The sequence below is a fragment of the Bacillus sp. JJ1566 genome, from assembly GCF_036962685.1.
GTDB lineage: Bacteria > Bacillota > Bacilli > Bacillales > Bacillaceae_L > Ferdinandcohnia.
Window position 1 is genome coordinate 23,807 of sequence record NZ_JBALOP010000006.1, and the last position, 12,702, is coordinate 36,508.

Sequence of the window (12,702 nt, forward strand, 5' to 3'; positions counted from 1 at the left end):
CTTGACCAAGATAATACCAGGCTCCATTCAAATACTTCCATCCGGTTTGCTTGGTTCCATTTTCATTAAAGTAATACTGTTTTTTGTCAATTTCTAGCCATCCCGTCTGCATGGCCCCACTTTTATCTAAATAATACTCCACGCCATTCTCTTCAATCCAACCGGTTTGCATCGCTCCATCAGGGGCTAAATAATACCAGTATCCATCATCCAATAACCAACCTTGCCTCTTTATATTCGACTCGAAGTAATACCACGTATTATCGAGAAACCACCAGCCATTATAATCCTTTGTTTTAAAAGAAAACGTAACAGGTTTCGAAGCGTTTTTCCATGCATCTATTGCGACTAATTCCATCGTGTATGTCGTACCGCTTTCCAGGTTAGAAAGAATAGTAGAAATTTCTCTTGGTAATGTTGTTGGATTCCAAAATTCGGTATACTCCGTTTTTAATATTTTATCATCTAATTTAATATAATACCGGTCAACAAGTGTTTCATTGTCTAATGCAACGTTCCATGTTAGTTTGACTTGTGTTTCTTTAATATCATCCACAGTTACATCTTCATTTACGAAATATGGAGGAATTGTTTCATCAATCGTTTTTTTAAAAGGGATTTGAATGGTGTATGAATCTAGCCATTTATTCTTCGTAAAATCTCTTGTCTTAATTTCAACCTTATTCTCAAAAACATTGACCAATAATCCCTGAGAGAGCCCAAAAGAATTTCCTGCATCAACCCATCCATAAGCTACCGCACCTGTATTAACCATCGTGAACTCATTTTGGAATACTGTTCTTGGATGATTTAATAGATTATGAGAATGACCTGTAAAAAAAATGACCTGCGGATATTGGCGTAGAATTTCATTTAGCTTTTCTAATTCACTACCCCATTCATCGCTGCCATAAACCGTTTCATTTATAGGCTGGTGCAGGAACACAAATATCGGTTTACTTGGATCGGCATTCTCTTTTAACTTTTCTTGCAACCACTTGTATTGCGCATCAGATATAATGGCATCATCCCCATTACTAGGGTTGGTAATTCGCGATTCTTCGCCACCTAATACAATGAAGTGATACCCCTCAATCCATTTGTCATAATACAAGCCAGGCATTTTTGTTTTATCGATAAATCGATCGATGAAATATTGTTCTGTATGCTCTGGCTTTGGCCAATAACGTCCTTCAAAAAACTCATGATTTCCCATTGTTATAATTTTTTCTGCACTTGGGAGGGAAAAATAATTTAAAATTTGATTAAAGCCATCATATTCGAAGGGTTGTCCACTTTGAGTCAAATCACCAACGATTGCAATAGCTTGATAATTCGGAGCAAGTTGTTTATACGTTTTTAAAGCGTGCTCAAACCCCCTTTCCTGTGCACCATACCCTCCAATATGGACATCACTAATAACTGGAAACTGCAAAATAGGTTTTTCCATTGCCATTACTTGGTCTTCAGCAAAGGCAGAGTTGGTTAGAAAAAGGAATATTGAAAAACATAATATTATAGAGCAGGTAATCTTTCTCATTTTTCTCCCTCATATTTCTTCATTTAATAGTTTTCAAGTCTTTTTTACACTTCATACATAATCATATATTACAATAACAATAGATAGCCATCAATTTTATTCGGGAGAATAGCATCCTCTTATTCTTTAGCTTCCGGAAACAAACCTAAAAGTAAAAGGCTGTCAAGGTAATCTTGACAACCTTACATTTCTTATCCGTTTTCCAAATACTATCACACTATAATTATCATTTTTATTCCTTTATCTTAAAACAGACTCAAGGACAGCCTTAACCTTCGGTGTTACATCATAACTTCCGTTTTTTACATCTTCAATCAACATGGCTACTAAAAGGCTTGGATTTTCTGTATTGAATCCAACAAACAAACCGTTTTCCTGGCCATCCTCATCTTTTGTTGCTTTTAGCTCAGCTGTACCTGTTTTTCCCGCAATCCTTATGCCTTCAATTTTCGCATCATTCGCAGTACCATTCGGGTCCTCTACAACCTGCACAAGATCTTCTAAAATGATTTTTGCGTTTTCAGCAGTTAAAACATTTTCTTTCCAAAACTCAGGTTCAGCCGCCGACTCATCAAGTAGTAGCTTCGGCTTTATCAGGTTTCCAGAATTTAATAATGGTGTAAAAGAAACTGCCAAATGGATTGGACTCATTTCAAGCTGCCCCTGGCCATATCCTGTATCTGCTGTTAATACATCAGAGTTTAAGCCTTCATTTGAAACCTTTGACTCATAGACAGGATATTCGAATGGGAATGGTTCTCCAAATCCGAATTTTGTTAATTCTGATTCAAAGCGTTCTCCACCAATACCTAATGCAGCCTGTGCGAAATAAATATTGTCAGAGTATACAAAGGCATCTCTTAAGTTCACCGGTTTTCCAGGATCAGTAACCCTTGTGATAGAATATCCGCCCCATGATTTATCCTTTTGCCACTGCTTCCCTGTGATGTCAATTGAAGTTTCAGGGGTAATCACTTGGTTCTCAAGCGCGATTCCAGCTGTAAGTGGTTTAAAGGTGGAACCAGGTGCATAGGTCAATATAAAGCGGTTGACTAATGGTTTAAGTGGATCTTCATTTAATGCGTTCCATGGAGCATTTCCTAATACAAAGGCATTTGGATCAAATGACGGACTACTGACTAGTGCAAGTGCTTCACCAGTTAATGGGTGGATAGCGGCTGTCGCCCCGGCATTTCCGCCCAGCTGATCATGTGCGACTTGCTGGACATCAATATCAATCGTTAAGCGAATCGTTTCGCCATCCTTTGCTTCTTTTTTAGCAAGAGTAACATTTTCAGCGTCATTTCCTTTTTTAATGTAGAGATGTGCTCCTTTTTCTCCTCTTAGGCGGTCCTCAAATACAAACTCTAGACCTTTCTTTCCAACTATATCATTCGCTGAATAGCCTTTTCCTTTAAGCTTTTCTAAATCCTCTGCGGTTACTGTCCCAATATACCCGATTAAATGCGCAGCTGCATCTTTAAAAGGATACACACGAGAATCAACCTTTTTTGAAAGCACCCCGCTTAATTGTGTTACCTCTGTCGCAAGCGCTTGTTCCTGTAATGGAAGTCTTGCAATCGGTACAAAATAATGAGGCTGAACCCAAGTAGCATTTAAATTTTTTTCAATCGACTCAGGTGTTAGTTTTAATAACTCTGCGACCTTTGAAATAATAGCCGTTTTATTTTCGCCGAGGTCTTGTGGTACCATTCCGATTTCATAGACAAGCCCATTTTCCGCTAGCTTTACACCGTTGCGGTCCAGAATTTCCCCTCGTTTTGGCGATGATTGCTCGATGCCAATTCCATCCCCTTCCTCCAAGTCTGGAAAGAACATCGCTGGTACCCATCTCACGGTCCACTTCTTTTCATCTTCCGTTTCCTCTAAAACGAGTGTCGCTTCTTCTGTGAATTCAATGGGTCCCGCAATTGTTTCCATTGAAAGATTGTATGTTAAAGCAACTTCACCCTGTTCGTTAGGTTCGATTTCTTCATCCGGAAATTTGAAATCGATTTTAAGGTTACTAATATCGATATCATTGTAAATCTTATCAAACCGCTCCACGAATTCATCCTTGTTTACCTTTTCTTTAACATCTTCTGAGAATTGACTATATACTTTTGCAAAATCATGTTCTTCCCAATCAGAGATAAATGCTTGAAAACGGTCTTCAGGTTTCGGATCGTTATTACAGCCTGTTAGTAAAGCTGTACTCACTATGAGGCTAATCCATAACAAAATGTTACGATTCATTACTATAATTCCTCCCCTCACTTTATTTCCAATTTAAGGTACTATCATCATTATACATAGTTTTGTTTATTTTTAGGTCCTGATTTGTTTTAAATACTCAACACCTAAAAGTTTTACATTATTTTCTTCTTCCAATTATTATCCAGAACGTGATATTCTCATTAAGTCATTAAATCATTTTCATCACCAAGGGGGATTCACTTGAAAAAGCTGCTTATTACAGTTTTAGGTATGGGTATTCTGGTAGGTTGTCAAGCACAGGAAGAAATCGCAAAAGATGAGTCAAAAGCTGACACTGAGGTAAATAATAAAGACGATAAAAAGCTACCTACACAAGTGAATAAGGAACCAATTGATCCTTTGAAAGAAGAAGAAGATCTCACGGATCAAGGTGTGCAAGATAAAACAATAACTAATCCTGCAAAAGTTGATAATAATATGATAAAAACAACTGGAAACACCGAAAATTTATCCACAAGTAATCCTTCAAATAGGGACGCGACTATAAGTAAAGTTGATGCTCAAAAAACTACCGAAGAAAAGCAATCCACAACTAAGTCAAAGCCAAAGCCACCGGAGCGACTCGAGTCTTTTTCCTATAAAAATAGAACCGCTGGAGGGGCTACAACGGATTTAAATATTCTAAATCAAAGACTGAATCAATTAAAGAAGGAGAAAGCCGACGATAAAGCCTTCATCGAGAATCGTATTCCTGAATTAGAAAATCTAATTGAAAAGGAAACAATTGAACTTGAGGTATTTTATCAACAATCCATTCAGCCTAATTTAGAAGAAAGTCAGCTAACCGAAATAAAGAAGCAAATGGATGATATACAAGACCGAATAGATGTTTACTATAATGAACTACAAAATTTAAGAAGGATTCCGGACGAGATATATTATTTGGACTCTGAAATTGAATTTTATGAAGCCTATATTGCTTATTTAAAAGAAAACTTCAGTTACTAAAAAAGGGACACCATCAGTACTTCCGATTAACTGATGGTGTTTTCCATGTTTCACATCCATCCACCGACCTAATTCTCACTCCCACATCGTATGTATATATGATAGGGACAGAGGGACAGGTCCCTCGTCCCACCATATTTTTCCTTAAGAACAAAGTGGGACAGGGGACCTGTCCCTCTGTCCCACAATAGCTTGGAGGTTTATTTATGACACAAGAGCAGGATTTTATCACGAAAACATACTATCATACATTTATTTTTGAAAATGATAAGCGGCACCCAGTGGAAATTCTCGGTGAGGCGTACATAACTGAGCAAGAAAAAGAGCTATATGACTTATCTTATATTCGCTTTGCTCAAGGTGAGATTTATTTTAACTGTAAAGATTATGAATCTGCAATTTATAAATGGGAAAGCATCACGAACGATCTTCAGCCATGGGCGAAGAAAAATATAGCGGACGCATACTATGAGCTTGGCTTGCTTTCAAATGCAGAAGAGGTATATGGCTCGATTATTACAAAAAATAAAACCTTGACGAGTGAGGTTTCTTTGAGTCTATTCTCCCTTTATCTCGAGGATAACAAGCTCGATGCAGCCTATCGTGTAATGCAGGAAGCCATTGAAGGAAATCCCAATTATCCTGAATTAACAACAATTGCTAAGCGTTTTTATGAGGAGCAGGAGGATTGGAAAAATGCGATGGAACTTGCCATCAATGAAGCTAAACGGACACAGGATCTTGAATGGTTTGACACTCTAATTGATTATAGCTTATCTGGACATGGCTCTTCGTATTCCCCAGATACATTCGTTTCCGTGTTGAAAAAGCTGTATGAACTTGACGAGCCACGATTTAAGCAACTATTGATGGCCATTTGGAAAAGCTACCAGAATACGGACCAATATTTAAGTTGGTTACATGCAGTTATTCAAATCTTGAAGGATATAGAAATTAACCCATATGACTCTTGGTATACAATCTCAGAATTATTTGAGGAAGCATATCTTGAATTAACGACTGGAAATTATTTATTACGTGATATTGGACAATTGATGCCAAAATTACTAATCAATTGGTTGAATACAACTACTGCAACAAATGGACTGACAGCTTCTGCAGCAATCCTGGCGTGGGATGACATCTTTCCTTCGACTATCAAAACAGTAATAGTAAAGGAAGCTGAAATTGTTCTAGAAAATGCGCACAATCAAGCATTATCCTTGGATGAATGCCACCACTTCGTGAATATCATCGTTGACTGGGCACGTAAAAACAATATCGAAAGTAGCAATCGGTTAATTTGGGGCTTTAATCAACTTTTTGATAAGGAAACGACAAACCTACTTATTCTTGGCAAGGGCAAAGGTTCCTTCATTAATTCGATTGTAGATGAAGAAATTTTAACTCCATCTCTTTTCAATTTTACGAGCATCCAATATAGGGAGAAGAAGGAAATCATTGAGGTATCAGATACAGGATGCAGTCAACTTACCACACCGTTGGAAAGCCAACATCCTGATTCAATAGTGGAAATATCGCTGCCATCTCCACACTTACCTGAACTCGGACTACGATTCAATACAACGGGGCTGAATGAGTATTTTATGGAGAAAAGAAAGACGTTCGGCTTTTTACCAGTGGTAGATGGAATATTATTTGTAAGTGATGCTGAGAAACTATTAGATATTGATTATGATTATCTCACACAAATCAAACTCAGCGCAAAGGATACTCCGGTCCATTTTTTACTGCGTAATATGTTCGACGCGGAAAAAATGAAGGAATACTTCCCGGATGCTGTTTTCCATTCCAATAAAAATGGGGATTCCTTACGTGATTTAAAAACAAGTTTCCCGATTAACAATCGTGTTGGTAAAATCTTATTTTTACTTAGAAAAGTCATTTCCAGCCTTTTGAAAAAACGGGCTGATGCTGAAAACAAACTTATAGAGTTAATCGCCCATAATGAAGAATACAATACGAGACTTGCTGGATTTTCGAATAGCCTTCGGGATAAAGAATCAGAGCAGAGTGACGAGACGGTTGAATCATTTTCAGCAGTCATCGAGGAGGTAAAACGCACCATTTCTGAGAAGATACCACAGATTATCTCAGATTGCTCCAAGTATATAAAGGAAGATAGCAACCTCAATCAACTTCACATTGAGTTAAATGAAAAAATGAATGACGAGATTCAGAATTTATTTAATCAAGAAATAGTACCAAGTCTTTCTACTTTACTTCAGGAGTGGCTCGAAAATGCGAAGTCAAAATTAGCTGCAACTCAAGACTATTTAGATGAAATGACACAATCCCTTGCGGAGGGTTATCCTAAAAATGAACTTAAGTTACAATGTGATTTTAAAATTGTTGAGGACTGGGGTCGAGACATTAGTCGCATGACCTATCAGCTTCACATTGAAAAGGAAAACATCATGCTTCGCCACAATCCTGCTCAAGTGTTGTTGAAAGGTGCAGGTAAAGTGTTGGGCTTGCTTCCGCAAAAACAACAAGCATACATGCTCAACCAGTATAAGAAATATGTGGAAAATGCATCCTACAACGATGTTGTTGAGTCCATCCAAGCAAAGTTTTGGCTGCAATTTGACTTTTTCAAAAAATCACTACTGCAAGATGTCAGCTTATTCTATAAAGAACCACTAGATGAACTATCACGGGCAATTGACGAAACAACGAACCGTTCTGAACAGGATAAAGAAACCCTAGCAAAGATGAAGTCAAACCCGGAAATGTACTATGACCCATTAAAAATATTCGAAACTAGACTTGTCCAATACGAACGTATTATGCAGAAAAGTAATCTAGGTCATCTGTTAAAAACACGATATTAATTTTATAATCTTTCTAAAACGAGCGACCCCAAAAAATCGCTCGTTTTCTTATGTTCCTTTTTATATTGGGATTTAACAATAGAAAGTTGGGTGCCTCCACTCCCCTAGCCTCTCCCCAACATCCACACGGATTGGCAGAAATTTCATATGTTATTGAGAAGGGAGGAATTATGGTGAGCTACCATATAACAAGAGATTATATTAGGTTAGGCAATTCACGGTCTGGCCAAAAGCTAAATGGGGTTCGGTTTATTGTGAGTCACGATACAGGAAATCCTGGGTCGACAGCTTATCAAAATATGAACTATTTTAATAATCAACAACCATCTGCTTCGGCACATACGTTTATTGATGATAAATATATTCTGGAAATCATCCCTCTAAATGAAAAGGCTTGGCATGTTCGCTACGATATCACGAAGGATAATCAGATGTTTGGCGATGATGCAAATGATGCAGCAATTGGTGTGGAATTGTGCCATGGGGGTGCCATTAATTTTCAGGAAGCGTATAAGCGTTATGTCTGGTACCATGCCTACCTCTGTCAAACCTTTAATCTAGATCCCAAAAAACATATTGTTCCTCACAGTTATTTAGATCCCGCTAGAAGATCCGATCCACAGAATGCATTAAACAAAAACGGAGTATCCTGGGACCAATTTTTAACAGATGTCAGCAATGCGTTTGGTGCAGGTAAAGCAAACTCCAGTAGCAGTGGAAAGCAAACCGGATGGGTTTTTACTAATAAATGGTATTTCTATGATTCGAACGGAGTCATGAAGACCGGTTGGTTAAAGGACGAGGGTAAGTGGTATTACCTTAACCCTGATGGCAGCATGGCCACTGGGTGGAAATTAGTAAATGACAATTGGTATTTCCTTGCCGATAATGGTGAAATGAAAACTGGATGGTTAAAAGATAATGGGAAGTGGTACTATTTACACCCTGAAGGTTATATGGCTACAGGATGGGCGATGGTGGACGGGAAATGGTATTACCTTGCTGATAACGGGGTAATGAAGACCGGATGGGTTAAAGTGGATGGAAAGTGGTACTACTTGAATCCAGATGGTGATATGGCCATCGGATGGAAAAAAGTAAAAGACAAATGGTATTACCTTGCCGATAACGGGGTAATGAAAACCGGATGGGTTAAAGTGGATGGAAAGTGGTACTACTTGAATCCAGATGGTGATATGGCCGTCGGATGGAAAAAAGTAAATGGCAAATGGTATTACCTTGCTGATAACGGTGAAATGAAAACCGGTTGGGTTAAAGTAGATGGAAAATGGTACTACTTGAATCCAGATGGTGATATGGCCATTGGATGGAAAAAGGTAGATGACAAATGGTTCTACCTTGCTGATAACGGAGAAATGAAAACCGGCATCATCCAAATAGGAGAAACCTATTACGCCCTAAAAAACAACGGAGAAATGCTCGAAAACACAAACATCGAAATCGGCCCAGACGGCGCACTACAATTTTAGGGACAGGGGGACAGGTTCGTCGTCCCACCATATTTTCCCAGGGTCAAGGAACCTGTCCCCACGACCCACCCTCGACCCACTAAATGATTTCAGGAATCCTTTTTATTTCTCGGTCAGTAAAAACGTCATACTCATCCGTACTCTTCGTTGAAAATTCGGATACAACTGCCCCTTCTTCCCCGGCTTGGAACCAGTGCAAGGTATTTGGTTCTAAGGTGTACTGTTCACCAGGTTTTAGGACGATTTCATTCCACACAGTGAAGGTGTCTTTTTTGTCTTCCGGAATTGTAGCTTTTGGTTGGTCCACTGCTGGTCCCGGCACATATAGGTAAACGGTTCCATAACGGCATCTAAATGTCTCCTCCTTACCCGGAGATTCTCCTACCGGTGGATGTAAATGTTCAGGACAAGTCTGGTTAGGAAGAAGCACTAAGTCCTTCGCGCAGCAGCGCTCAGTATTGATGTATACCATCAACTGTAATCCTATCTCTCTCACTCTATTTAACCCATAGTCTGCGATTTCAATTCTAGCAATCTCTTCCTCTGTCAAAACAATCTTGCACTTTTTAAAGTATTCCAAGGTTTCCTCTTTAATGAGATCGAACTCTTTGCGAGATATCATAATAAGCCTCCTATTCTTTATTATCTAATACAAGTGTATGACAAATAATGGAGAATTACTATATCATAATGATGAAGGAAGATGTGGCGTGGGACAAGGGGACAGGTCCACTGTCCCACTTCCATTATCACTGTATAAAAACACGTTGTATCTAGCTGCCCAATTGGGATTCGTAAACCAAGTTTGATTTTAAAATATACGTACATAAAGATCTATGGAGATATTCGTAACCCCAATTAAGTGTAAGAATTAGTTTTTAAAATGCATATCTTTTTGTTTTGAATACGTCTAATAAGGGTAAGGGGGGAAAGTTGTGAATGAAGAAAGTATAGAGATAATGAGAGAGATATCGAATGAAGAGCTTGTAAATCAGCTTTTTGATATGTATGGAAATGATTTGAAACGAATTGCATTTATGTATGTGAATGACCTTGCCCAATGTGAGGATATCATCCAGGATGTGTTTATTTCGTGCTATAAAAATCTTTCTACTTTTCGAAAGGAAGCGCAATACAAAACATGGCTGATTCGCATCACAATTAACAAGTGTAAGGATTATCAGCGGAAATGGAGTTTCCGAAATCTCATATATAAGCCTCTTATGGAGCCGTTTATTCACTCCGCCGAAAAAGGAGCCGAGGATGTATATGTGAGATCAGTGGAATCCAATCAAATTGTAATGGCTATTTCCCAGCTACCTTCGATTTATAAGGACATTTTGATTCTTTTTTATTATCAAGATTTATCGATGAATGAAATTAGTCAGATTACAAATGTGAAAGTAAATACGGTGAAAGCCAGATTGGCACGTGGAAGGCAGCAACTGAAAGAAAGACTGCTTAAGGAAGGTGTTGAGTATGGATCAATTCGATAAAGAAATTAAGGAAGAGCTACATACCTATTTTAAGAACGAAATAAAGATTAAGCAAAAAGAGAAACAGAGACTTAATGAGAGTTTGTCAAGAATGAATCATAAGAAAATGCCAAAAATTGGATACTATGCGTCGTTAGCCGGAGTCCTCGTTTTATTGGTACTACTGGTCACTCCGATGGTGAATGACTTTGAAAACAACAAGCCAGGTGCGGAGAAAGATAACATCAGCGAAAACCATCCCGAAAAGGATAATCATTTGAATGAAAAAGAAGTGCCGGTTATTGAGGACATTGAAGAGGATGAAAATAAAGAAAACGATGTAGATGAACATACAGAGGACACGAATCATGAACAGCAATCCGAAGAGGAAAAAGAGGAACCAGCTGTTCCAGATGAAGAATCAAGTAGTTTTATTAGTATTAAAGATGGCACTATCTATATTAGGGACATCACATTAGGAATGTCTTCGAGCGAGGTTATTACAATTTTGGGGGAACCGCTTTTTAATGGAACAGATCCTGAAGACGGCTTCTACGATACTACAACAAAATATGATGATATGTATATAGGTTACTATCAAGATAAGGCAAGCACCATTCACTATAATGGTTCACTAGATTTAGAGGATATCTTAAATGAGTTTAGCGGCCCAAAATACCAGATGGGAGACTCATTCTTATTTCACTCCCCTGAAAAACAAATGATAGTTAAAATAGAACCCTATGGAAATAATCGGTATGGGCTATGGTTAGGGTATGAGGATCCAAATTTCCATTACTCTTTAGAACAAGGCGTTATTACTCCGTTAGAGTCCACGGATAAATAAGCCCCTGTTTCTAATAATCCCGCTTTTCTGGTAAAGGCGGGATTTTTTTTATCACAAGGACAGGTTAGAAGTATTTTGAATTGGTTCATTATACATTGGGACGAGGGACCTGTCCCTCTGTCCCACTATGGAGTTACGCTTAAGCTTTCAGTTAATAGGTATTCTCCGTCGCTTGGATGTTCTTTTGTTGCATTCATGGCGTCTAGGTCATTGAAGTGCCACCATTCTGAAGCAAGAGGCGTTAGGCCTGCATTAGTTAGATAGGTTTGAAGTGTAATGGCTGATTCATTCATTGAATCTGCTAATCTGGCAGTTTTCCATGCAGTTGGAGATGTCGATGGAACGGGTTTGGTAAATGTAATAGACGCCAAGCTTAATTCATGTATTGGGGTTGGCATTGTATATTCGGTGTAATCGGTGATTTCATCTACTAAGTATTCACCTATTGCAACCTCTTCTTCTGAATTAATTTTAGCCAAAGTCACATCAATCGCATAACCCATTTGGTGGTTTGAAACACTTGTAGCGATAAACCAATTTGTGCTCCAAGGAGTTGTGTTGATACCCGCCATCACATCAATATCAACATTCGCTAAGTTGGTCAATGCCTCTACCACCGCTTTTTGAGTGGAGTATGGCCGATACCCTTCATAAATGACTAATGTATTCCCATTTGCTAATGCTTCTTGCTGGGCGAGATATATTTTTTTTGACATGGAATATAAGACAGGAACAATAAATTCTTCTTTTCCAAGTCTCTCATTAAATGGTTTACCCTCGTATAAAGCTTGTCCAGTTATTCCTGGAATAGCTGCCCCGGATGAAACGAATTTGGAAGAATAGGTGTTGCTGTTATCATATACAATAGAAGGAATCACATCGGGAAGGTTGATGAAACAATACGTATTATCGACCCATCCTACTGTAAAAGCATTTTGTATAAACCACCAGTTTCCTTCCTCTTTTAAAATGGTAAAGGCAGTACCTGCTTTAAGCATTTCAACCGTTTCGGAATCCTTAGCTGGAGATGTTTTTAAGTTTAAATCGATTGATGCATAACCGGTTGCCCCATCAATCGGCAATTCCAAATCCCCTTTGTAGTTGACAGGAGTCGGGATTGGCTCTAGCTCTTCTAGTGGGGCTGGTTCCTGAACAGGTACAAATGCTTCTTTGGCTTCTTCAACAATTGGTTCTCCCACAACTGATGATGAGCAAGCTGTCAGTACGAATACTAACGATATAAGTGCAATAATTACTTTTTTCATACTAC

The 12,702-nt window shown here is 38.4% G+C and carries 8 protein-coding genes and 2 pseudogenes; 6 read left to right on the top strand and 4 right to left on the bottom strand.

Translation table 11 applies throughout. The annotated features are described in order from the left end of the window. Both V7112_RS04045 and V7112_RS04050 read right to left on the bottom strand, forming a co-directional pair. Positions 1-1,540: metallophosphoesterase (locus V7112_RS04045; protein WP_335415812.1), on the bottom strand; the 1,540-nt coding region annotated here is incomplete at its 3' end. 240 nt (positions 1,541-1,780) lie between these two features. After that, positions 1,781-3,796, bottom strand: a complete 2,016-nt coding sequence (locus V7112_RS04050; protein ID WP_335415814.1) for a penicillin-binding transpeptidase domain-containing protein — start codon at positions 3,794-3,796, stop codon at positions 1,781-1,783. 201 nt (positions 3,797-3,997) lie between these two features. Between V7112_RS04050 and V7112_RS04055 the strand changes: the two genes are divergently transcribed. The 4 genes and pseudogenes from V7112_RS04055 to V7112_RS04070 all read left to right on the top strand — a co-directional run. Next, positions 3,998-4,765 carry a hypothetical protein gene (locus V7112_RS04055; protein WP_335415817.1) on the top strand — a complete coding sequence of 256 codons (768 nt, stop codon included), beginning with the start codon at positions 3,998-4,000 and terminating at the stop codon, positions 4,763-4,765. A gap of 206 nt (positions 4,766-4,971) precedes the next feature. Further along, complete coding sequence (locus V7112_RS04060; RefSeq protein WP_335415819.1) at positions 4,972-7,620, top strand: tetratricopeptide repeat protein; 2,649 nt, start codon at positions 4,972-4,974, stop codon at positions 7,618-7,620. Positions 7,621-7,790: 170 nt separating this feature from the next. Further along, a pseudogene (locus V7112_RS04065) lies at positions 7,791-8,318 on the top strand (peptidoglycan recognition protein family protein); the annotation flags it as partial. 54 nt (positions 8,319-8,372) lie between these two features. Next, positions 8,373-9,110, top strand: a pseudogene (locus V7112_RS04070) (hypothetical protein); the annotation flags it as partial. 79 nt (positions 9,111-9,189) lie between these two features. Here the strand turns inward: V7112_RS04070 and V7112_RS04080 are convergent. After that, entirely contained in the window at positions 9,190-9,732 is a 543-nt protein-coding gene (locus V7112_RS04080; RefSeq protein WP_335415823.1) for a D-lyxose/D-mannose family sugar isomerase, read from the bottom strand. 313 nt (positions 9,733-10,045) lie between these two features. Between V7112_RS04080 and V7112_RS04085 the strand changes: the two genes are divergently transcribed. Both V7112_RS04085 and V7112_RS04090 read left to right on the top strand, forming a co-directional pair. Beyond that, a complete protein-coding gene (locus V7112_RS04085) occupies positions 10,046-10,606 on the top strand; it encodes a sigma-70 family RNA polymerase sigma factor (RefSeq protein ID WP_335415826.1) in 561 nt (186 codons plus the stop codon). Beyond that, entirely contained in the window at positions 10,590-11,432 is an 843-nt protein-coding gene (locus V7112_RS04090) for a hypothetical protein (RefSeq protein ID WP_335415829.1), read from the top strand. Before V7112_RS04085 ends, V7112_RS04090 begins: the two co-directional genes overlap by 17 nt. A gap of 125 nt (positions 11,433-11,557) precedes the next feature. On the opposite strand, the gene V7112_RS04095 is transcribed toward V7112_RS04090, so the two are convergent. After that, complete coding sequence (locus V7112_RS04095) at positions 11,558-12,697, bottom strand: M15 family metallopeptidase (protein ID WP_335415831.1); 1,140 nt, start codon at positions 12,695-12,697, stop codon at positions 11,558-11,560. Between the last annotated feature and the right edge of the window lie 5 nt (positions 12,698-12,702).

Excerpts from the sequence above, each read along its gene's own strand:
- V7112_RS04050 (WP_335415814.1), bottom strand. The coding sequence starts at position 3,796 with ATGAATCGTAACATTTTGTTATGGATTAGCCTCATAGTGAGTACAGCT.
- V7112_RS04060 (WP_335415819.1), top strand. The coding sequence starts at position 4,972 with ATGACACAAGAGCAGGATTTTATCACGAAAACATACTATCATACATTT.
- V7112_RS04080 (WP_335415823.1), bottom strand. The coding sequence starts at position 9,732 with ATGATATCTCGCAAAGAGTTCGATCTCATTAAAGAGGAAACCTTGGAA.
- V7112_RS04090 (WP_335415829.1), top strand. The coding sequence starts at position 10,590 with ATGGATCAATTCGATAAAGAAATTAAGGAAGAGCTACATACCTATTTT.
- V7112_RS04095 (WP_335415831.1), bottom strand. The coding sequence starts at position 12,697 with ATGAAAAAAGTAATTATTGCACTTATATCGTTAGTATTCGTACTGACA.